This window comes from Paenibacillus sp. J22TS3, from assembly GCF_018403205.1.
In the GTDB taxonomy this organism is placed as follows: domain Bacteria; phylum Bacillota; class Bacilli; order Paenibacillales; family Paenibacillaceae; genus Fontibacillus; species Fontibacillus tuaregi.
In genome coordinates, this window is record NZ_BOSF01000003.1 from 370325 (window position 1) to 391967 (window position 21643).

Genomic DNA, 21643 nt, shown 5'->3' on the forward strand with positions numbered 1-21643 from the left:
TGTGTTTATTCTGAAATTAACGTTGTCCTTTTTGACGCTCACTCAGCGTATCCAAGAAAGCTTGAGTGAAACGCAGCGATTTCTGTACGTTCGGATCTTTCAGGATTTTGAGCAGGCCAAATACACCGATAGTCGAATTATCGGCTTGTGCACGGTCATTTGCTTCAATCGCTGCAGCAGCGACACCTTTAACCTTGCTTACTACCGGAGTGGCAAACTCGGAGAATCCATGTTTAAGATCGTTCACGAATACTGGATCCTTAGCGATGCTTTGAGCGAAATCATAAGCTGTTGTCAGGGCGCCCATCATCTCAGTGAGCTTTGGCAGCTGGTCTACCAGCACCAGAAGGGATTGCTGAACCTCCGGCTTCATAAGCTGATCGAGCAGCTCTTTACCAGCTTCAGAAGGTACCGCTTGAGAAGCAACTGCCTCTTCAGCAGCTGATGTCTCTTGTTGATTAGAAGTTTGTGACATTTGGAACTTCCTCCTTTACGTTGAATTATACAGCGCAAACTAGGGTCTGGATCAGATCCACACACTAGGTTCAACTGTATAGCAGTCCGTTATTTAATAAATACCTGAAATAACTTTCCTATAACACCAGACCGCTTCATTAGGCTGGGCAATAGATAAGCAATCCTGTCTTAACGTTCTTGTAGAAGCTTCAAACAGGCCGAAACGGAACTCTATACTCTTATATTACACCTTTTATCCAAGAACTGAAAAAGAAATTTTAAAAATAGGTGAAAATTTGCACATCATGCTACAATTTGTTCATAATAATCAAAGATTTATGTGATAAATCGGGCTTGATTCACAGCAATCGCCTTTGAGCGACATTTTAGGGAAAGGAGACACAAATACGATGAAACAAGAGATTATTCTCCGTTTTCTTTTGGCACTTGTCCTGTTCACCCTGGTTCCTTTTCTCCAGGAGTACCGGTGGATTGGAACCCTGTTCACTGTCGCGGGCATCTACTTGGTGGCTACAGGCGCCTCCAGGCTAATTCAAAAACGTCCTAAGAAATAACCGGAATCCTGACCCTAAAGTTCTTTAAGCTCTAGGTTCCCCTGTTCCTCAAAACCTATGCGTCTTTGGCAACCTTTATTCGAAGTGGAACAACAATAAACGACCTGCTCGGGCAGAGCAGGCCGCAACAACCATGGACGGTAGCCGCCCTAGGCTCGGAATTAATTGTGACTGTATGCTTCTTCCAGCGTATCCACGAAGATTCCTGTGTAAGCAATGGTCTCTGCCAGCTTCTGCATTTGGTTCTTCGCAACCACGGAAGATGGGTTGACCATCATGATTTTCTTAAATCCGTTGGACATATACAGCTTGAAGCAGCCCTCCAGGACAGGTAGCATGTCCTGTTTGGATACGGCCAGGTTCGTTGAGTCAATAATCAGTGTGTATTCTGCCGGATTAATCGAGTTAATGTGCTCATTGTATTCTTTTAGAAAAGCCTCAGCCTCATCCGGTTTCATAAATCCACTTACAGTAATTGCCAACGCCTTTTCCGCCTGCTTCTTCTCAAATACAAACATCCTATGGTCCCTCCAAATGGTTAATATTTCTCTCAATACCTATATCGTTATAATTGATATAAAAGTGAAGACATCGTATAGCCAATTCCTACAGAACACAGAACTACCTTATCTCCTGCGGAGACCCGGCCTGTTCTGAGCGCATCTTCAAGGGCAAAGACAGGGCTGGTAACTCCCGTGTATCCGTAACGGTCACCCACAAAGGTGTACTTGTCCAACTCGATATGCATCTTCTCCAGCGTCTCCTCAATCTCCGGCCGTGAGAATTGGGAGAAGATCCAGTGATCGACATCCGTGGCCAGCATTCCGTTACGCCCCAGGAGCAGAGTGATCAGATTCTTCCACTCGTCCGAAAAGTAACTCACATCATGTGGATCGAACCGCAGCCGCTTGTCTGCTTCCGCCACCCCGTCACGAAACATCGCCGACATACCAGCCGCCGGGAACATTACGGTATTCCCAAGCTTGGAATCCGTCTTGTAATTGGCATCAATAAATCCGCCTGGAAGCTCCGTCTTCTCCAAAATCACGGCCGCTGCCCCATCCGAAAAGTTAGGGTAGACGATCGTATCATCCTTCCGGGCGATGTTGCTGACATGAACACTACCAATAATTAGCGCGCGCTTAATATACCGGTTCCCGATCAAATGATGCCGGACTTGATCCATCGCGGTCAGCATCCCGATACAGTTCGTATTCAAATCGTATACGATATGTGCGTTCACCGCGCCGATCTCACGATGAATCAGCAGTGCATTGCTGGGATAGGTGTACTCCGGGGTATCCGAAACAAACACCACCATGTCCAGCTCCTCCGCGGAGACCTTGGATTCAGCCAGCAGCTTCTTCGCAACAGTCACTCCCATGGAAAGGGAGTTCTCTTCCTCGGTGCTTACCAGATAACGGGTCTTTCTCCCAAGATGATTCATCAACCCTTCCGCTTCAAGACCCAGCTTGTCAAAATGCTCAACGAAATAGGCATTATCATATGCCTGGGCCGGATGATAGGTGGCTATCCCTTTGATATGAACCTGCACGACATTGTTCCTCCTTAATGATTTTTCAAGAACCCTCCACTTATATCCAGACAAAAAGGCCTACTCTAAAGAGTAGACCCGAGGCTTGATAGACCTAGTTTTCATCCTCTTCTCTGGTAACCGGCTGTCATAGCATACTGCTTTAGACCCTTGGCTTTGCGTCCTTGCCTTTCAGCAAGTTTGCCTTTTTCATTTAAGAGAGCTTTAAGACCTGCTTTTCAGTCTTTATTATAGTTCTATTTTCCTGATGTGTAAATAAAAGCTAGACTATATTCATGAAATTTTCAAAGTATTCTATTACTTTATTTCTTAGTGCTAAAGTGTAAAAATTACGTCAATAGGGGTATTATTATGGGGTATACATTACATATAGAGAACAGATAGGAGCGATGAATGTGGAATTGAAAAATAAAAATGCGTTAATCACGGGTGCTGGCAAGGGAATCGGCCGGGCAGTGGCTGAAGCTCTAGCCAAGGAAGGTGTCCATCTTGGATTGATCTCCCGCACTGAGGCCGATCTCAGCAGCCTCGCGGAGGAACTGCGGGGGAAATACGGAGTCAAGGTCAGCATTGCACCTGCTGACATCTCGAACGCGGAAGAGGCACAGCGTGCGGCAGCCAAGATCAAGCAGGAGCTGGGAGACGTAAATATCCTGATCAACAATGCGGGAATCGCCAAGTTCGGGACCTTTGTGGAGATGGACCCTGAGGAATGGAAGCGAATCCTTGACGTGAACCTGATGGGGACCTACAATGTCACCCGCGCTATCCTGCCGGATCTGATCGCCCAGAACAGCGGAGATATTATTAATGTGGCCTCAACTGCCGGGGAACGCGGGTTCGCAACCGGATCGGCCTACTGCGCATCCAAGTTTGCGGTCATGGGATTAACGGAAGCTCTTGCTCAGGAAGTGCGCAAGCATAACATCCGTGTCACCGCACTTACGCCGAGCACGGTCAATACGGATTTAGCCGTGAACGCCGGCCTCAAGATCGGCGACGAGGACCGGATGATGCAGCCTGAGGATGTGGCTGATCTCACCTTAGCCGCGCTGAAGCTTCCTCCGCGCGTCTTCCTGAAGACAGCCGGAATCTGGACAACGAATCCGCAGTAAGCAACCTGGTCAGAGGGGGCTCCTAGCCCCCTCTTCTCACACCATCGTGCAGTCCGCATTACGGCGCTTCCCGAATAGCGGCTGTACCTGACTCATCGTTGAAGCGCCCTCACTTTAAGAAGGAGGGCAGACTTGTATCATGCCCTGCCCGCCATCCACAATAACCCGGTCTCCTGTCTTCAGTCTGGCGGTTGCATTGCCACATCCAACAACAGCGGGGATGCCCAACTCCCTGGCTACAATGGCAGCATGGGACAGCGGCGCGCCAATATCGGTAATGATTGCCGAAGCTTTAGGGAAAAGCGTTGTCCATCCTACGTTAGTTGTGGAGGTTACCAGAATTTCACCTGGCTTAAGCTGATCCCCGTCTTCTGGTTGTGTCAGAACGCGCACCTTTCCTTCAATCCTGCCTGCGGCACCAGCAAAGCCCTTAAGTGTCTCCGATTCCGGCGAAATGCGCATAGGCTCCATTGGATTGAAGTAGTCCATTCTGCGGTTCGGTTCTTCCGCCCATTTGAACGGATCGAATCTGCCGCGGATGATGGATGGCAGGGGCGGCAAGGCCTGATACTTCGCATAGGTTGCTTTTCTGGCATTGATATGCTGCCTGGCTTCCAATTCGCCACCCTCAAGCCAACTCAGCACCTCATCCAGGTAGAGGAAGAATACATCATCAGCTATCCCGGCTAACTCACCCGCTTTGAGGGCAAAAGCCCGATTGACCCTGAACCCCCGGGTCCATTCTGAACGTGCGGCTTCCCGGACCTGCGGACCCTCTAGTACTCTTTCTACTTGCCGCTTAAACCGTTTATTTCCACCAGGAAACAGTTGCTCGAATCTATTCCACGCTTCTTCATACTGTTCACGCTGCTTATCCAGTAGCCCCTCCACGTTAATCGGTGAATCCTCTATGTCCTTAATCTGTTTCTCCAGCAAATCCCGGCTCTCTCCCGGAGAAGGAATGGACAGCTCATGCTCATGAGGACCGCGGTGCCCGTATTTGACTAAATACTCTTGGCGGGTCATGTCCCCCCGGATTACTCTGGAGATTCCAATCACCGGACCCAGGCTTTCTAATTGAGCATTCCCACCTACATTAGACAGAAGAAGATTTGCTTCTTCTGAGCCAACCAGCCTGCTCAGCTTTTCCTTTAACTTGACGTATTTCTGCATTTTTTGACTTGTCCCCTCAAAGGCGGCCCAGACCCCCTTCACATTTCTAGGCCAGAGATCCTGTCTCCAAATGCGGAGCAGCTCCTCCTTGGTTTTCACTTTGTGGATGCGGTCAATGATTTTCGCACATTCCTCTGGACTGTCCTTCAAATACTGGCTCATGCCTTTAACCGCCTCACGGGTTCGCTTCGAACTATAAAGTATTCTTGGCACCAAGGCTTTGATAATACTCCATTTGGAGAAAGGATACACAGGAATGCCGATCCCTTCAGGCAGCTTCCCAAATACATTGCTCATTTTCGCTAAAATGGAACGGGAATTGAAACCCAGTGCTTGGAATGCGGATACAGGAAGGCTGATGTTAGAGTACACTCGCCCGCATATATTCCCCGACATTAAGTAGTGACCCGGAACAACCTGCTGCTCCTCATCGAGCGCCCTGATGACAGACCAGCTAAAAGGAGTGAATACATCGGGTATGGATTCTCCCACATTTGTATTGGTCCACAGAAAATCCCCTGTAAGCGAATCGTTCCACTCAAACTTATCCCGGTTTCCTGGACTAAGAGTCGTAACTGGACGTGCCTGGAGCAGGTACACCCTCCCTTTTGAGATTGCCCATTCCAGATCCTGCGGACCTCCCAGCTCTTTCTCAAGTCTAAGCGCATAACGATACAGCTTCATTGCCTGCTTTCTAAAAACCCTTGCACCGCTGTATTTTCCTTTAGACCTTGTTAATGTAAAAGAATGAGCATTGGCTTCCCCTGACACAAGCTGCTCTCCCAATCCAAATATATAATTGCCGGTCATTACTTCGCGGCTGCCTGTTATAGGATCAGCGGTAAAAAGTACCCCCGAGATCTCGGGGACAACCATCAACTGAACGACGATCGCAATTTCGTGGGATTGTTCCATTCCTTGTATGGAACTATATACCCTGACTCTTTCTGCATACTTCGATCTGTATACCATGTAAAGGGCATCTCTGATTTCTTCATCCGTCTTCATGTTTAAAACGGTATCAAATTCCCCGGCAAAAGAAGCAGCCTCCGAATCTTCACTTAATCCCGATGATCGTACCGCAAATTGGGCCCCATTGAACATATGCCGAATCTTATTAACACGAGTTACGATTTCCTTCCAAGCCCCCTCGTTCAACTGTCCCTCTTCGAAAGCGGATGGCAGCACGACAAATCCTTCCGGAACAGGATATCCGCCCTGGTACATCCTCGCAAGCATGGTCCCTTTGCCCCCTGCAAAAGCAAACATGGAAGGAGTCAATTCATTAAAGCCGAGCACTGTATCTAACATCTAAATCACCTCTATCGGATTTAAAAGTCTCTGCCCTGATCAATAGATGTAAAATTATTACGTTAATTATGACATTAACTTTCTTTTGATACTATATATCATTTTATATTTTGCATCAACTTTTTTGTTGCTTGACGGTTTGCAATATGAATTGAGGCAGATAAAGACCATTCCCGGGAAACTTCGTGTAAAATGATGTTAGTCAGGCTGGGCGCACATAACTAAACAAGAGCCGCTGTGAGAGCGGCTCTTGTCTCAAATATCGATATGCAATTCGCGAAAAAGACTGGAACTGTTTTTATGGCACTTCCGGCAGCTGGCCGGAAGTGGACATAGCTGGATTAAGCTCTTTCACGGTCGCTAACACCCGCAATGAACTTGATGGAGTAAAGGGCACATAGACCTACGATCACATAAACGACGCGTGAGATCGCAGAGTTCTGCCCGCCGAACAGCCCGGCAACCAGGTCATACTGAAACAATCCCACAAGCAGCCAGTTGAGCCCGCCGATAATCAGCAGAACAAGAGCGACCACATCCAAGGTTTTCATGTTTGAGCCTCCATTCCTATAATATTTGCGAAACAAATCTCCTCATCCTGTATCTTATCCGTAACCCTTGCATCCTAACCGCTGTAAGTGCCAAAAAAGGCAGAAAGGAGATCCATCCAATGACAAATTCTAAAGTGATTTCCCTGATCTTTACCGATGATGGCCTGATTCCGAATAACCAGAATCTCCCCGTAATTCTGTACCGGGGTGCATTACTGGATAAACCGGAAGAGGCAGAATCGCTGTTCAACCAGAACGGCTGGCTGAACAGCTGGACGAATGGGGTATTCAGCTATCATCATTACCACAGCAATTCCCACGAGGTTCTTGGTGTCATTTCCGGCTCAGCACAGCTGCAGCTGGGCGGGGAACAGGGCCAAGCCTTCCAGCTGGAGGCCGGGGACGTCGTCCTTCTTCCCGCAGGAACCGGGCATAAGAAACTGGACGCAAGCCCCGACTTCCGGATTGTGGGTGCCTACCCGGACGGCATGGATTACAATACCCGCAGGGCCACACTCGAAGAGCGTGAAGCAGCTCTTAAGGAGATTTGCCGGGTTCCAGTGCCGGATACCGACCCTGTCTACGGACTAGACGGTCCTCTGCATGAACTATGGAAGAGCAAGTGAAATTAAATGGGGGAACCGTTGGCAGGGCCCTTATTCATCCTAGGACACCCTCAGCGGCTGGAAGGACACTTAAGTTTTTGTAATGCTATATAAAATGAACTTATGAAAGTTACCCTATTCGGGCGCTGCGATGCCGAGTGTTCTTTAAGGCCCCGGTTGTCTCCGAAATGCTTGAACTAGATATCTGTGGGGCATTTCGGAGGCAAAGGAGGACGCTCCGCTTCTTCAGAATCACTCGGGATCGAAGCTGAGATCGGTTAATTCTAAAGTTCATTTTATATAGTCGTAATATAGTGCTAAAAACTAAGGGCTCCCCCGTCATCATTTCCGATGAATTACAGGGTAGCCCTTAGTTACGTATTGTGAATCAAGATTCTTTAAAAAAAGCAAACAGGGCGATTCCAAACAAGGTGCACTGGAAGCTAAACAAGAAAATTTTAATTGAGCTTCTAGGAAATAAAATATACAGCATATACGCCACGAGGAATGCAAGAATAAAGGAAACAAGAAAAAAACCTAGTAATGAAGTGATACCGGCAGCCTCCTTTGTACTTTGATACAGGCCTAGAATCCATCTGAACCTCTACACATAGAACAGCAGCAGCCCTGTAGTAGTTTAATCAAAGTAAAAGAGCACCAGTACGATTTGACCTTCTTCAGTATCACTGAAGGCTGCCTTACAGCTTAGTTATGCATGAACGTTTACAGAGTGCTCTTCCTTAGTTGTCAGCACTTCTCTTCTCATGAACCAGCAAATCACGAAAGCCGCAACCGCAAAACACAGTCCGATCGTAAATATGCCCTGAAAGGATTGGGAGAACACCTCCTGGGTTTGCCTTACTATACCCTCTGCCAGCCCTGGCGGGATTTTGCCGGTCTCGATCTCGGCAGCCGCCCCGGCAGGAATTCCTCCAATTCCAGCGATCCCTTGATGAATATTTCTGGCCAGCAGGCTTCCAAAAATACTAAAGCCAAGCGTCATGCCCAGGGACTGTATCAGCTGGACGGTGGACAGCGCCACCCCACTGTGTTCTTTTTCCACCGATTCCTGAACAATCAGATTATCTCCCCCGAACAGTGCCCCTAGTCCAACCCCCAGAATGAAGAAGCTGGACACAACATAAAGAACTGTGGAGCTTACACCTATACGAGTTAGCAGGAAGAAACCAAGGATCGGGAAGATAAAGGAGACGATGAAGATCGTGCGATAAGGAATCTTCGTAATGATGAAACCCACCCCGATACTGGTTGGCACTGCCCCGGCCATGAACGCCAGCATCATATAACCGGATTCAGTAGGGGTAAGGCCCATCACATTTTGAGCGAAGAAGGGAAATGCGCCCATTCCACCCATAACTCCCAGCATCGTTGTAAATACCAGCAGGGAGAGCACAACCACCGGCCGGTTCTTGAACAGACTGAGTGGGATAATAGGGTCTTCCGCCCGCCGTTCAATCCGGATGAACAGCAGAATCATCAGTACGGAAACGGCCAATAGGCCGATAACTACCGGGGAGCCCCACGAATATCCTTGGGTATCCACCAGCACAGGCGCCAGCAGGACAGACAATATCGCGAGCAGAAGCGTGACCGCACCGGCCAGGTCGATCGGCTTCTTCTCTTCGCTTCCGCGTGATTCCCGCATACCGAGATAGACAATCATTGCAGCGGCAAGGCCGACCGGGATGTTAATCAGGAAGATCCAATGCCAGCTGATATGGCTCACGAAGTAACCGCCCATAAGCGGCCCAACCAGCTGTGGCAGTATCATCAAAGGCCCAACTAAGCTTTGAATCTTGGCTCTCTGTTCAAGCGGATAGGTGTCACCGAGAATCACCAAGGCAAGCGGCATCAATCCACCAGCTCCAATACCTTGAATTCCTCTCCCGATCAGAAGCACCTCCATGGAATGGGCCATCCCGCTAACGACGGAACCTGTCATGAATAAAGCCATGCAGCTGAGGTACACTTTCTTGCGGCCATGGATATCGGCCAGCTTGCCGATAATCGGCATGAACATGGTGATTGCCAGCATATATACCCCGGCTACCCATCCATACAGCGACAGCCCATCCAGATCACGGATAATTGTAGGCATCGCGGTTGAAACCACAGTCTCATCAAGCTCTGAGAAGATCAAGCCCAGCAATAGACCGGTTAGTACCAGCGCTTTATTATTTGTTGTTGTCGTCATAACACACCTCTCTCCCTTTAAAAAGAAACTAAGCAGCCTCTACTGAACTGAGGCTCTCTGGATTGACGAACCTCATCATAGAGCACAAATTTAAACTGAGTATGAACTGCTGATTCCATACAAAAAAAACCGCCCCGATACGGAGCGGCCTTCTGCGTTCAACTATAATCTTCTTATGGAATGAACTGCTGAACGATCTTCACAACTTGACCATTCTTAATAGTGATATGGTACGGAAACTCCCGGACGTCCATCAGCTTCGTATTCCGATAGATGGATTTGAACTTATTCAAGGAGACCTTCTCGTTCCATTTCAGGTCGATATCCTCCATTTTGCCTGTGCGGTCGTAGATTTGCATCATGACCTTCGCATCTGAAGCGACCTGGTAGCTGGCAGTACGTTTGCTGTCATTGGTAATATAATACCCGTCAGGCGCTCCGCCAATTTCTTTGAAGGCTTCAGGCTCCCGCTCTTTGAACTTGCGGTCAGCCTCCTTCCCAACGTACCATCCAATTGGATCAACCGTAATCCGAACGTGGCCGTCTGATGTTTTCATTTGCTTGATATATACGGTCCTCGTCTGTGTCTTAACTGCATTCTGTGCTGCTCCTGCTGCGGTTGCTGTACCGGACGTACTGAATACGGAAACTACGACGAAGCTGAATACTGCCATGATTATTGCTGCTGTTCTCTTCACGATGCATCCCTGCCTGTTTCATAAGTAGTTAAGAAGTTAAAAATGAGCTGGAATGAGAGCGGCGCTGTGATGGTTCGAATTATATATACTCTTCAATAACCAAATTAGCACGTTTCAAACGCCCCATGGGACTCTTTTTCTTAATTATATACAGAGCATGCCGCAAATGAATCACAATATCGTTACAGAGAATCACCAATTTGTAATCTTTTATGAGCGGGGTGGGTGGGTCGTAATGACAGTGATGCTGCGATCCCGCGCGTAATCCCAATCTATGAAACAATCAGCAATACTGCGGCTGAGAACACTGCTGATCACGGGGCTGTCTTTTATGTAACTCTTCTCCAGTCTTCTCTTCACATCTCCCAGCAGATCTCCAAGCTCCATCCGTATCAGTTCCTTCTCCAGATCTCCCAGGATGCCACTTCGGACTACAAGCCATGTTCTAGGATTGATCTCATAAGAGCTGATCTCCGCTGGTTCCTGCTGAATCCGGCCGCTGATCCGCATGAGTTCTCGTTCAATCTCAAGCCGTCCCCGGTATGCCTTCACTGCTGTGTCGCCGCACTCCAGAATATTAGGAAAAAGAGCAACCAGCATGCCGTTCCGACTCTCATAATCCCAATCATACAGAATCTCTTCCGGATATTCCTGCAGGACATCCCCCAGATAACTCCTCAGCTCCGGAATGATCTGCCGCATCATTCGGCTTCGTATCTGACGAATCATGAGTTCCTGATTCTGCTGCAGCAGTACCCGCTCTGTTGGAATCAGGAAATTTTTCAGGTAAATCGTAATGAACTTATGGTTAATCGAGACAATAACAGACTCCGGGCCTTTCCCGAAATGATCCCGGAACATCTTCCCCGTAAAACTTGCTATTAGCTGATGCAGCTGCTGACCATGTAATTGATCCATCGATGCCCGACCCGCGCGTCCAGCCTTCTTCCGCCCTGCCTAGTGCAGCGGCCTTTGAGGGCCCCGAAGCGAGTCTTTCTATCCCTCCCTTACCAACATAAAAAGGCCTAACATCCCTATTGAAAGAGAGGTTAGGCCATGAAATTGACTTTTATCCTAAGATAGATTCATTCATTTACCTGACATTATAAAATTAATCCTTGAACATAGAACCCTCAGTGAAACCCAGGAAACAGCGAGCATTGATGCTAATCATATATCACTACTAACTCATACCCACAGTCTTTTTTATCATAGCACATCCCTGCCGAAAGAAAAACGTCTATTCGAACTATTTCATATCGCGAGGCTGCTGCTATAATACCGCTGACTTTTGGAGGGAATAATCATGCAGTGTCTCCCGCAGGCCGTCTGCCACCGAGTAGACAGGCTCCCAGCGAAGTACCGCCCTGGCTTTATCATTGCTCAGCAGGCTGTGCACGATATCCCCTTCCTTGGCCTCCTGATAGTCAGGGCTCATATGTAGTCCGTTCAGATCACACAGAAGGGTGAACAGTTCCTGAATCGTCAGCGGCTCCCCGCTGCTGATATTCATCGTCTCACCGGAAGCATTCCGGAGCGCCGCAACGTTGGCTGCGGCTACGTCCTTGACATAGATGAAGTCTCTGGAATGGCCTCCATCCCCATAGATAGAAGGCCTTAGGCCGTCAAGCATCCGGGTGATGAAGGAAGCCACCACAGCCCCCTCCCCCTTAATAGTCTGCCCCGGGCCATACACGTTGGCATAGCGCAGAATGGAGTAGTCCAGTCCGAACTGTTTGGAGAACGAACGGATATACATCTCCGATACAAGCTTGGAGACGCCGTAAAAAGAGAGAGGAGCCACCTCATGCTCTTCATGGATAGGGAGAGCGGCTGGATTTCCGTATACGGCTGCGGAAGAGGAGAATACAAACTTGCGGACTTGAAAGTTAACACACTGCCGGAGGAGGTTAACAGTACCCATAATATTATGCTGTGCATCCAGAGAAGGATCCTGAATCGAGCGCTGCACGCTGACCTGCCCCGCCAAATGGATGACACCCTCAGGACGCTCAGCATCCATAACCTGCGCAAGCTTTTCCGAGCCAATATCCATCTGGTAGAAGGTTACCCCGCTGTGGTAGTACGACCTTATCCCTCCGTCCAGGTGGTCAATCACCACAACCTGATGCCGATCCTCCAATAGTTTCTCTACAGTATGCCTTCCAATAAAACCTGCTCCACCTGTTACCACGATTTTCATTGAATCTACTCTCCTATTCATATAGGTCCCTGACGGATGAAACCCGGATTAAAGAAGGCTTCCCAGGCCTTCACCCGTGCAATTCGATTCAATTTATGAATGCCGCAATGAAAATATGACTGAAATAATGATTCAAAGCTTCGCGGCAGGTTTAACGTTCTTTCGGCTATATAAAATGATATATAAAGGTTACCCTTTTGGGGCGCTGCGATGCCGAGTGTTCTTTAAGGCCGCTGTTGTCCCCGAAATCCTTGAATTAGATATCCAAGTAGAGGCATTTCGGAGACAAAGGCGGACGCTCCGCTTCTTCAGAATCACTCGGGATCGAAGCTGAGGTCGGTTAATTCTAAAGTTCATTTTACATTGTTCTTATAAATCCCCCTCAGCTGTGCCAGATCGGGAATCCAATAGTATAGCTCCTTCTTGACCAGAGGATCGTAGAGCTTGTCGCTATGTCCAGGTATCTGATGATACTTGATATCTTCCGCCCCCATCTCCTTGGCAAGCAAGGACAGGCTGAGAATGTCCCCATCTTCAAGATTCGTATCCAGGATATCTTGTCTCACCTGCTGGATCAGCTCGGGTAACCGGGCGAGATTCGCGGGCTTCAGCAGAGTCCTGAGGACACTCTTCAGCACGAGGGCCTGGTTCGACTGGCGCCCACGATCTCCTTCACTTAATGATTTCCGTTCCTGCACCAGCTTTAGGGCTGTGTCTCCGTTCAGCACCTGCTTGCCGGCTGGCAGGGTGCGGTGGGCATAGGTCAGCTTAACCGGTGCAGGAAGGCTGACTTCAAGCCCGCCAAGCGTGTTGATGAAATGCTCAAAACCCGCAAAATTAGTCTTGATATAGTAGTTAATGGAGCAGCCGCACAAATCGCTGACTGCCTGGAGTGAAGCCTTGGTCCCGCTATGATTGCCCCCTCGGAGCTCGCCCAGCAGGTGGGCGTGGTTGATCTTGGTAAAGCCTACCCCCGGCAGCTGAACCCGGGTATCTCTTGGTATGGAAACCAGGTCAACGGTATTCCTATCCACGTTCACCTTGGCAAGCATCATCACATCTGTACGCGAGTCTTCCTTCCCCCGGGCATCAATGCCAAGAACCAAAATATTCAAACTCACCTGACCGTTACTCACCTGATCGCTGCCTGGGTTATCCGGATTCTGCCGCTCTGGAGACCGATTGCCCTGCACGCCGGAGTGCAGAGCCTCCCTGCTCCTGCCTGCGGCCGTGGATGGCCGGTCTGCGGCAGATTGCTGATCCGGCGCGGCCAGTACTGGAATGTCCGCACTCCGGAAGTGGCGGGCCGGCTGGAGCCACCAGTACAGGAAAAGCCCGGCCGCCGCTGCAAGCAGGACCAATATGGCAAGCACAATAAACACCCTGCGTATTCTCATTGGCGGGCCTCCTTTAGGTTCTGTCCGGTTAGGAGAGCGGCCTTCCCCGCTCATCCGTGTATCCGTTTTGGCGGCGCGGAGTATTCGGCGGACCCAGCAGTCAGCTTCTCAAGTCCTGATCCGGCGGACGGCTGCGGGCTGCGGGCCACGCCTCTAGACTGCTCCCGCTTGAGGACCACCATAATCGTCTGGAACAGAATCCGCAGATCAAGCAGCGGGGAATAGTTCTTGATGTACAGGAGGTCATACCGCAGCTTATCCTCTGGAGACGTTGCATAACCCGCCTTAACCTGGGCCAGCCCGGTCAGACCCGGCTTCACCATCAGCCGGTACGTATAATGCGGCAGCTCGGCCTTGAATTGGTCGATAAAGTAGGCACGCTCCGGGCGAGGCCCCACCAGACTCATATCCCCCTTCAGGACATTGATCAGCTGCGGCAGCTCATCAATCCGGGTTGACCGGATGAACTGGCCGAGCCTCGTAATTCTCGCGTCACCGGCCTCGGCCAGCACCGGCCCGGTGCTCAGCTCAGCGTTGTCGACCATGCTGCGGAATTTGAGGAGGTGAAACGGCTTCTCATGTCTGCCGAGCCTCTCTTGGACAAATAGAGCTCTGCCCTTGGATGTCAGCGGGATAAGCAGGAACATACACAGCATCACCGGAAGAGCGGCCAACAGGAGCAGGGATGAGATCAGCAGGTCCACCGACCGCTTCATCATCCTCTCCAACAGGCTGAGCTGCGGCGGCATAATGGAGTACACCATCAGATCATCCAGCTGCTGGGACTCCGCGTTGACGAGCGACAGCTCATAGAAATCCGGAATCAGCAGCACCTCAATCCGCCTCAGTCCTGCGGCCCGGATTACAGCTGATTTAAGGTTTGCAGGCAGATCATGAGCCAGCAGAACAACATCGATATGACTCCATGAGCACTCGGGCGGCGTCTCTTCCCCTTCAGGGATGACCACAATTTGCCGGATATCCAGCCAGGTTCTGCCTTTGGCAAGGACCGTCTCTAAGCTGTCCATGGCCAAATGACCATGGCCCCCTATTACCATCGCCCGCTTGCGCCCAATTCCTTTGGACTGGATCAAGAAGATGAGCAGCCTAAGCCCAAAGGTTAAGACCAACTGCACACCGAAGGCGATCACAACCACACTTCTTGGCAGGCTGAAGGTCTTCAGCCAATAATTCAGTACGATCAGCTCCGCCACGAACACTACATGCGCAAGAACTAGGTTATACAAATAGGTAGACGGCTTCTGCCGCCCAGCGAAATCATACAAATAAAACATGTAATAAGGCACTATCGTAAACAGCCCGAGCCACGGGGCGTAATCCAGAAATGACTCCCATTCCGCCGGGGGGATATGCCCTCTGAAGATCAGCTTGTAAGCTAACAGATAACTGGCATAGACAAACAAGATGTCCAGCAGCAGCACGAACACCTTCATGCCTTTGAGACGAAAAAGCTTAATCATTTGTGAAGCGCCGCTCCTCTCTCCTCCCATAACCTCCATGCAATACCTCATTGTAAAGCTCCCTCATCAAGGAGCGAATCCGCTTCAGGTCATAACGAAGCGACATCTGGCGGCTTCGCCTGCCCATGCGTTCTCTAAGGCTGGGATCCTCATAGAGCTGAAGCAGCGCAGAAGCTGCCGCTTCGGCATCGTCCAGCGGAACGACGTATCCGTTATCGGCCTGCACAACTAGGTCACGGCTTCCCCTGACATCTGTAACCAGCAGGGGCTTCCCCGCCGCAAGCCCCTCCAGCAGCACCTTCGGCAGCCCCTCCCGCCTGGATGTGAGGGCAATGACATCCGCGGCAGCCATCAGCTCGGGAATATCCTGGCGGAAGCCCAGAAACTTCACCTGCTCCGCAAGCCCGAGCTCCCGGGACAAGTCCCGGCATATCTCCTCGCTGCTGCCGACCCCTGCAAGCAGCAATGTCACGGGAGTCTCCCGCCGGACCAGGCTGTGGACAGCATGAATAAGCTGGGCCTGATTCTTGTTCCGGTTGAGCTCAGCCACACACAGCACCGTCAGGGTGTCCCCGTTAATCCCAAGCTCCCGCTTAAGCCTCCCAACTTCTCTCCCGGGTCGGTTCAGCCCCTCAAGGTCCACCCCCACACCGGGGATATACACCAGCCGCCCCCGCACCGGGAAATTCTCCGCCCGCTTGAAATCCTCGCTGTTAATCGTTATCAGCAGGTCCGTGAGTCTGGACATCATGCGCTCCAGCGGGTAATACAGCAGCCAGCCGAGCCTGGAACCTCCCTGGTGAAAATGAAATCCATGAGCGGTGTAGACCACGCCTCTTGCGCCTGCAAGCCAGGCCGCCAGCCTAGTGATCAGGCTGGCGTTAGGGGTATGAACATGAATAAGCTCATAATTCTCCTTCCTAAGCCGCCGGATCATTTGAAAGAGAGCCCGCACATTCCCCCAGGCCAGGGGGCTTCGGCTGAAGGGAATATCCCTGCATGCAAATCCCGCACTTTCCACCTTCTGTCGCCTATGATCCGGGCCTGCGTACGCGTGAACCTTCCAGCCATCCTGGCGAAGGTCCTCCATAAACGGGAGATGGAATGCGGCCAGATGGGCATATACCGTTGCCACATAAGCCGCCTTTCTAGGAACTGAGTGATCGGTGCACGTCTTGCCCATATAAGCTCTCCCATCGTTCAACAATCGTATTTATATTAAATTTGCTGTTCACATATTCCCTGCCCGCGCGTCCCATTTCGGCACGCACAGCCTCTGGCTTCTCCATCAGCCGAAGCATACAGTCCGCCAGCTGGTCCGGATCGGACGCTTCAGCCAGATAACCGTTCACCCGGTCATGCACCACTTCCCGGTTGCCCCCAACGTCAGTCGCCACAATGGGCAGTCCGCTGGCCGAAGCCTCGAGAAGCACCATCGGAAGCCCCTCCCACTTGGAGGACATTACATAAGCATCCGCCGCACTCATCAGCCTGGACATGTCGGAGCGTATCCCCAGAAACAGAACGGATTCATCAAGCTCAAGCGTCCGGCTGAGCTCCTCAAGGGCCTGGCGCTCTGGACCGATGCCCGCAATCAGCAGCCTGCTGCCAGGATAGAGCCGGTGTACCTTGCCAAAAGCGCTCAGCATAGAGGCATAGTCCTTCTCCGGGGCAAGACGCCCAGCGGCTAGCCAGATAAAGCAGTTCCCGAGCTCCAACTCCTGCCTGAGCGTCCGTCCGGCCAGATCCGATCTGGTGAACCGGTCCATGTTGATGCCGTTGGGCATGAAGATGATTTTGTGCTTCGGTGCGGCCTTGATCTCCACATAACGGTTCACCGCCTCCTGACTCACATTCGTCATCAGATCACAGAACGGATCGGTAACCCGGTAGAGCAGGTTGCGGAGCCAACCTCCTTCATTGATACTGTGCGCCGTGCAGATCAAGAGCGGCATGTGCACGAACACCCGCGTCAGCCTGGCCAGCAGGTTGGCATGCACCATGTGACTGTGGACAATATCGGGCCGGAACGCTCGTATGATTCTTTTGAGACGAAAGATCGCCCTGGGATCAGCCACCCCTCTGCGCATATGGAGAGAGCGGACTTCCACCCCCATCTCCTGCAGCTCATCCAGGTAGGCCACGGGCTTCACCATACTGATCAGCAGCACACTGTAATCTTTGGCGCGAAGTGCCCTGCACAGCTGGACAACCTGATTCTCCGCCCCTGCATAATCAAGTCCTGTGATAAGAAAAAGAACCCTCTTCAATCCAGCCCGCTCCTTCCCGTTCCCGTTTCTTCACGAACGCCAGCGATACAAATGCGAATAACATGTACTCATAATTGAACCCGAAGTCACCGCTAAGCAAAGCGCAGCCCAGGGACTGGATCAACAGCACCATCAGCACCGGATAGGCTCTAACCGCCCCCAGGGAATAAAGATACGCCACCGCCCATAGGAGCAGGCCTGCAATCCCCAGTTCACTGGCGATCTCCAAAATGACATTATGCGGAAACTCCTTCTCCACAGGCGGAGTACTTCCACCGAGCCCCGAGCCAAAAAACGGCCGTTCCTGGAAGTCCTCAAACGCCCTGAGCTGCAAATCCACCCTGCCCAGGAAATTGTCATCGCCTTGAAGCTGGCTGCCGCTGAACAGGACGGTAAACCGGCTGCCGCCCACCAGCTGCTCCAGATCGTCCGCGTAGATCCCTGCGGCAATTCCTCCCAGAAGAATCAGTCCAGCGGCTGCGCCGGCATAACGCTTCAGTCTGCGGAGCCCGCCGCTTTTGTATTTTTTGTACATGAAGTAACCAAAGATCAGCACATTCGCTGCGACAAATGCCGCAACAGGCCCCCTGGATTGGGTGGCAAAAGCAGAAGCAAGCGCGGTTCCAAGCGTAAGCAGACGCACCGGCCAGGGAATGTTCCTGCCCCACAGCGCAGCCGTGGCAGCAATCAGGGAGATCCGCGCATTAAAGATCGGATTATCCCCAGGCAGTGTCAGCCTGCCGGGATACTCACTCGTGTACTCACCGAATATCAGGTGTACAGCGGAATAAGCGAGCCCGAACAGGGCAACCACCGTCCAGGACAGCTTGCCGTATTTTTTGTAAACAATGTATGTATAAAGTCCGGGAATCACACCCCTGGTGATCAGCAGCAGCTCCTTGGAAAGACCATTCGAGTCCAGGGATGCCCAGGCATAAGAGACCACACAGTATCCGAAGAATAAAGCCCACAGCCAGATGCCCCTGTTCTCCAGAAGGCCCCTGGCAATCGCCGGCTTCTGAAACCACGCGATCAGCACCACAAGCAGAGGAGCCCCAACCAGCACAATCAGCGTGTTGCCAGGGACATACTGCCTGTAAAAATATCCGATCGCATCGAAGAAAATGCTGAATCCGAGCACATAACCGGCGTCAATCTTAAGACCAAGCTGCAGAATACACTGAGCTCCGAAAAATAGAATGGCAATGACCAGCAGGAGAATCAGGCCGAGCTCCATATTCACCTTCCATCACCCTTCTCCCTGATTACGGATTTCATAAACTTAAGCCGCTCTGATTCCTTGGTCTTCACATCCAACCGGGTGATCTCCTTGCGCGGAACCCTGCTGCCTCTCCAGCGGGAGGCAAACTCCTCAATCCTGCCGAGATGCAGGATCAGGCTGTCCGGCTGATTCGGCAGCTTCAGAAGGAACGGTACAGGCTCGGGGAAATCCGTCTCCTCGTACGCAATGATCACCGGCAGCCCGTTCGCCAAATATTCGCGCACCTTAAGCGGGGAAGCCTCGGCCATGCGCTTGCGGAACAGGGCCATCGTGCCAAGCGCAATATCGGTCTGGTCCAGATGAGGCTGATACTCCGCTCTCGTGAGCGGGCCATGAAAGCTCATGTTGGCCGGAACAGGCCCTTCCAGCTCATCGATGGTGAGTCCGATGACATCGAACTTCCATGCGGGACGCCGGGCAGCCAAGTCTGCGATTAGATCTACCCCATGCCAAGCTTGGCCGGAGGACCCGATAAACACGAAGCGCACCGGTTCAGCGGATATGGAGCGGAGAGGTTCCGCTGGATTCGAAGCGGGCTCCACCGGATTTGGTAGGGAATTAGGTAGGGACTCTTGTTCCGATTCCGAATCCACTGTTTGTTCCAGAACCAAGACCCCGGCGGACGTGGGGCCAAGAGGTTCGTCAGCCTGACTCCTAGAGCTCACGGCAGCCCGCCGGTCGGCTCCCAAACCAGCCCCTAAGCCGCTCCCTGCCTGGGATTGGATTGACTCCTTCAGCTGTTCCTTGGATTCGTTCGGCTCCTCTATGCAGCTCTCACTCACCGCCGTCATGCTCCGGCTTACGAGGAATTCCTCCAGGTTAATGCCGTTGCCGATCACCACCTGCTTCTTCACGTAGCGGCTGAACCCGGGCTCACCGGACAGCTCCTGGCTCACAAATACAGCTCCGTCCGCTGCCTGGAGTATGCGTTTCCGGGTGTATTTATGATAAAGGTACTTCAACGACAACGAACCACTCTCCATCCGCAACTCGGTCAGATCGTTGCTGTTAACTTCCAGCACCGATGGCACGCGTCTGAGAATTCGGGGAAGCCCGAAGTAATACTGATCATACCGGTGGTAGATCACATCGGGGCCCCAGCCGAGCACCTGGTCTGCAAGCCTCTTGAAATCACGCAGCCGTGTGAGGGCACCGTCATAACACTGCACCCTTACTTCCACACCCTCGAGCGCCCGCTCCCAGTGCTCCCCCGCTGCACGGGTAAACAGAAATAGAGCAACCCGGTGGCCAAGCCGGGTCCATTCCGAAACCTGGTGCACAACCTTTTTGAACACGCCGCTCCGTGGCCCTTCATTCCAGTGGATTACATATGCGATCTTCACGATACACTCACCTTTGCGGGATTATGGCTGCCCAGCTTCTCAAGGCAGGATTGGTACAGCTGCCTGTCAGCCGACCTCACCAGCTGACTGTTGTGCCAGAGCAGCGTGAAATCCCCGTTATATTTCGCGCACTGTCCGTAATAATGAAGGATTGCCCGGAGCGCCTGGTCTCCGGCAAGGCCCATGTAGTCTGGATGCACAATGGATTGATCCATCACGATCAAGGGCCGCTCCCGAAGCTGGAGCGGACTTCGGGCAATCAGATTGAACACCGGGAACTCATAACAGACTCCACACCTGAAACCGGCAGAGTCGGCATAACTGAGTGTGCTGTCGTAATGGAGTCCGGCATCCTCCCAGTGCTGCCAGGTATCCGGGGCCCGCCACCGGAGATAATGCTGCCGTCCGCCCCAGCGGTCCTGCGTGATGCCGCACTCCTCCGCAGCGCTGCGGAGCATCTGGAACTGCCGCTTGATGCGTTCGGGATGCAGATAGGTCTGATAAGCAGGGTGCAGCCCGATCTCGTGTCCCCTTGCATGGATTTCCCTAAAGAGATTCCGGATATTTGCGTCCTCTAGCGTGTAATTTCCGTCCATCCCTGGTTCGGTCTCTTCCGCGATAAAGTAAAAGCTGCTGCGGATTCCATGGCGCTCACTTAAGCTCATGAGCCAGTCAAATGTGTTAAAAGGATCGGGGTCCAGGTTCGTCTGCTTCCGTCCAAGCATGACGGCCTTTCTTAGACCCGATTCTGGATCATGGCGGCGGAGAATATCCATCGCGCTCTCCTTGGCGATGCTCAGCCTGCTGCGGCCGTAGACGAAATAAGCGGCATCCACATCGTGGCTGATCATTGTCCTTAGGGTACGCTCCCTTCGCTGCAGCTCCGGCCACAGCATTTGGATACAGAGGTAAAGGATCTCCACATACTCGTTGACTATGGGCCGATCCAGGAATCCGGCTTGGTAAGCCACTGAGCTGTAGGCACTGAACCGGTTATGGCGGTCCCTGTCCGGAACAACCAACTCCTCGTATCTGGTCAGCATGAACAGACAGCCGCCGAAAATATCGATGCCGCACTCGACACCTCCGCCGGAAGTGAAGAGATAGGTTCCCTTCGGATTGGGCCTTCCGTACAGCACCGGAACAGTGCCCATGCCCGGAATCACCGCCTCGTTAAGCGGAAGCTGCGGCATCGAAGGCGCCTGAAGCCAGTCTTCTTCTGCCGTACGAAGAAGCACATCGGCAAGGACTAGGCGATATGCCTCGCCCTCTGCGCCTTCTTTTACAATCTCGATATGGTCCCGTTCTTCGTAAATCACGCTGTAATTCATGCCAAGAAACTCTTCAAATACGACCCGGTAAATGTACTCCCTTTCTGGTCTGTACTGCATCGGAGAACGTAGTATCAGCAAT

At 51.6% G+C, this 21643-nt stretch carries 19 protein-coding genes and 1 riboswitch; of the genes, 3 read left to right on the plus strand and 16 right to left on the minus strand.

What is annotated here, in order from left to right:
- Positions 1 to 16: 16 nt before the first annotated feature.
- Positions 17 to 475, minus strand: a complete 459-nt coding sequence (locus tag KJS63_RS11360; protein WP_213619240.1) for a DUF1641 domain-containing protein — start codon at positions 473 to 475, stop codon at positions 17 to 19.
- Between the two features lie 391 nt (positions 476 to 866).
- On the opposite strand from KJS63_RS11360, the gene KJS63_RS11365 reads away from it, so the two are divergent.
- Positions 867 to 1031, plus strand: coding sequence for a hypothetical protein (locus KJS63_RS11365; RefSeq protein WP_157692505.1), 165 nt, complete (start codon positions 867 to 869; stop codon positions 1029 to 1031).
- 161 nt (positions 1032 to 1192) lie between these two features.
- On the opposite strand, the gene KJS63_RS11370 is transcribed toward KJS63_RS11365, so the two are convergent.
- Complete coding sequence (locus KJS63_RS11370) at positions 1193 to 1549, minus strand: hypothetical protein (protein ID WP_213619241.1); 357 nt, start codon at positions 1547 to 1549, stop codon at positions 1193 to 1195.
- A 47-nt stretch (positions 1550 to 1596) separates the two neighbouring features.
- Positions 1597 to 2586, minus strand: a complete 990-nt coding sequence (locus tag KJS63_RS11375; protein ID WP_213619242.1) for a ketoacyl-ACP synthase III — start codon at positions 2584 to 2586, stop codon at positions 1597 to 1599.
- Positions 2587 to 2698: 112 nt separating this feature from the next.
- A riboswitch (cyclic di-GMP riboswitch) is annotated at positions 2699 to 2781 on the minus strand.
- Between the two features lie 200 nt (positions 2782 to 2981).
- On the opposite strand from KJS63_RS11375, the gene KJS63_RS11380 reads away from it, so the two are divergent.
- Positions 2982 to 3701 (plus strand): 3-ketoacyl-ACP reductase, encoded by a 720-nt coding sequence (locus KJS63_RS11380; protein WP_213619243.1) that lies wholly within the window; start codon positions 2982 to 2984, stop codon positions 3699 to 3701.
- 114 nt (positions 3702 to 3815) lie between these two features.
- Here the strand turns inward: KJS63_RS11380 and KJS63_RS11385 are convergent, their stop codons facing one another.
- The gene (locus tag KJS63_RS11385; RefSeq protein WP_213619244.1) at positions 3816 to 6185 is read right to left on the minus strand and encodes a PEP/pyruvate-binding domain-containing protein; all 2370 of its coding nucleotides are present in this window, start codon (positions 6183 to 6185) and stop codon (positions 3816 to 3818) included.
- Between the two features lie 341 nt (positions 6186 to 6526).
- Entirely contained in the window at positions 6527 to 6736 is a 210-nt protein-coding gene (locus KJS63_RS11390) for a DUF378 domain-containing protein (RefSeq protein ID WP_068621009.1), read from the minus strand.
- Positions 6737 to 6855: 119 nt separating this feature from the next.
- Between KJS63_RS11390 and KJS63_RS11395 the strand changes: the two genes are divergently transcribed.
- On the plus strand, positions 6856 to 7362 hold the full coding sequence (locus KJS63_RS11395) for a cupin domain-containing protein (protein ID WP_213619245.1): 507 nt from the start codon (positions 6856 to 6858) through the stop codon (positions 7360 to 7362).
- A gap of 688 nt (positions 7363 to 8050) precedes the next feature.
- Here the strand turns inward: KJS63_RS11395 and KJS63_RS11400 are convergent.
- The 11 genes from KJS63_RS11400 to KJS63_RS11450 form a co-directional block, all read right to left on the minus strand.
- Positions 8051 to 9556 (minus strand): MDR family MFS transporter, encoded by a 1506-nt coding sequence (locus tag KJS63_RS11400; protein ID WP_213619246.1) that lies wholly within the window; start codon positions 9554 to 9556, stop codon positions 8051 to 8053.
- A gap of 173 nt (positions 9557 to 9729) precedes the next feature.
- Positions 9730 to 10254 (minus strand): hypothetical protein, encoded by a 525-nt coding sequence (locus KJS63_RS11405; protein ID WP_213619247.1) that lies wholly within the window; start codon positions 10252 to 10254, stop codon positions 9730 to 9732.
- Between the two features lie 210 nt (positions 10255 to 10464).
- Positions 10465 to 11172, minus strand: a complete 708-nt coding sequence (locus KJS63_RS11410; RefSeq protein ID WP_213619248.1) for a Na-translocating system protein MpsC family protein — start codon at positions 11170 to 11172, stop codon at positions 10465 to 10467.
- Between the two features lie 355 nt (positions 11173 to 11527).
- Positions 11528 to 12457: an NAD-dependent epimerase/dehydratase family protein gene (locus KJS63_RS11415; RefSeq protein WP_213619249.1), complete on the minus strand. Its 930-nt coding sequence runs from the start codon at positions 12455 to 12457 to the stop codon at positions 11528 to 11530.
- A 353-nt stretch (positions 12458 to 12810) separates the two neighbouring features.
- Positions 12811 to 13854 (minus strand): LCP family protein, encoded by a 1044-nt coding sequence (locus KJS63_RS11420; RefSeq protein ID WP_213619250.1) that lies wholly within the window; start codon positions 13852 to 13854, stop codon positions 12811 to 12813.
- A 50-nt stretch (positions 13855 to 13904) separates the two neighbouring features.
- Positions 13905 to 15335: a sugar transferase gene (locus KJS63_RS11425; RefSeq protein WP_213619251.1), complete on the minus strand. Its 1431-nt coding sequence runs from the start codon at positions 15333 to 15335 to the stop codon at positions 13905 to 13907.
- Positions 15328 to 16518 (minus strand): glycosyltransferase family 4 protein, encoded by a 1191-nt coding sequence (locus KJS63_RS11430; protein ID WP_213619252.1) that lies wholly within the window; start codon positions 16516 to 16518, stop codon positions 15328 to 15330. Before KJS63_RS11430 ends, KJS63_RS11425 begins: the two co-directional genes overlap by 8 nt.
- Positions 16484 to 17605 carry a glycosyltransferase gene (locus tag KJS63_RS11435; RefSeq protein ID WP_213619253.1) on the minus strand — a complete coding sequence of 374 codons (1122 nt, stop codon included), beginning with the start codon at positions 17603 to 17605 and terminating at the stop codon, positions 16484 to 16486. Before KJS63_RS11435 ends, KJS63_RS11430 begins: the two co-directional genes overlap by 35 nt.
- Positions 17571 to 18842, minus strand: a complete 1272-nt coding sequence (locus KJS63_RS11440; protein ID WP_244862598.1) for an O-antigen ligase family protein — start codon at positions 18840 to 18842, stop codon at positions 17571 to 17573. The genes KJS63_RS11435 and KJS63_RS11440 overlap by 35 nt, the downstream gene beginning before the upstream one ends.
- Before the next feature lie 2 nt (positions 18843 to 18844).
- Positions 18845 to 20230, minus strand: a complete 1386-nt coding sequence (locus KJS63_RS11445; RefSeq protein ID WP_213619255.1) for a glycosyltransferase — start codon at positions 20228 to 20230, stop codon at positions 18845 to 18847.
- Positions 20227 to 21642 (minus strand): polysaccharide deacetylase family protein, encoded by a 1416-nt coding sequence (locus KJS63_RS11450; protein WP_213619256.1) that lies wholly within the window; start codon positions 21640 to 21642, stop codon positions 20227 to 20229. Before KJS63_RS11450 ends, KJS63_RS11445 begins: the two co-directional genes overlap by 4 nt.
- Between the last annotated feature and the right edge of the window lies 1 nt (position 21643).

Excerpts from the sequence above, each read along its gene's own strand:
- KJS63_RS11360 (WP_213619240.1), bottom strand. The coding sequence starts at position 475 with ATGTCACAAACTTCTAATCAACAAGAGACATCAGCTGCTGAAGAGGCA.
- KJS63_RS11365 (WP_157692505.1), top strand. The coding sequence starts at position 867 with ATGAAACAAGAGATTATTCTCCGTTTTCTTTTGGCACTTGTCCTGTTC.
- KJS63_RS11370 (WP_213619241.1), bottom strand. The coding sequence starts at position 1,549 with ATGTTTGTATTTGAGAAGAAGCAGGCGGAAAAGGCGTTGGCAATTACT.
- KJS63_RS11385 (WP_213619244.1), bottom strand. The coding sequence starts at position 6,185 with ATGTTAGATACAGTGCTCGGCTTTAATGAATTGACTCCTTCCATGTTT.
- KJS63_RS11390 (WP_068621009.1), bottom strand. The coding sequence starts at position 6,736 with ATGAAAACCTTGGATGTGGTCGCTCTTGTTCTGCTGATTATCGGCGGG.
- KJS63_RS11395 (WP_213619245.1), top strand. The coding sequence starts at position 6,856 with ATGACAAATTCTAAAGTGATTTCCCTGATCTTTACCGATGATGGCCTG.
- KJS63_RS11400 (WP_213619246.1), bottom strand. The coding sequence starts at position 9,556 with ATGACGACAACAACAAATAATAAAGCGCTGGTACTAACCGGTCTATTG.
- KJS63_RS11410 (WP_213619248.1), bottom strand. The coding sequence starts at position 11,172 with ATGGATCAATTACATGGTCAGCAGCTGCATCAGCTAATAGCAAGTTTT.
- KJS63_RS11415 (WP_213619249.1), bottom strand. The coding sequence starts at position 12,457 with ATGAAAATCGTGGTAACAGGTGGAGCAGGTTTTATTGGAAGGCATACT.
- KJS63_RS11420 (WP_213619250.1), bottom strand. The coding sequence starts at position 13,854 with ATGAGAATACGCAGGGTGTTTATTGTGCTTGCCATATTGGTCCTGCTT.
- KJS63_RS11425 (WP_213619251.1), bottom strand. The coding sequence starts at position 15,335 with ATGATTAAGCTTTTTCGTCTCAAAGGCATGAAGGTGTTCGTGCTGCTG.
- KJS63_RS11430 (WP_213619252.1), bottom strand. The coding sequence starts at position 16,518 with ATGGGCAAGACGTGCACCGATCACTCAGTTCCTAGAAAGGCGGCTTAT.
- KJS63_RS11440 (WP_244862598.1), bottom strand. The coding sequence starts at position 18,842 with ATGGAGCTCGGCCTGATTCTCCTGCTGGTCATTGCCATTCTATTTTTC.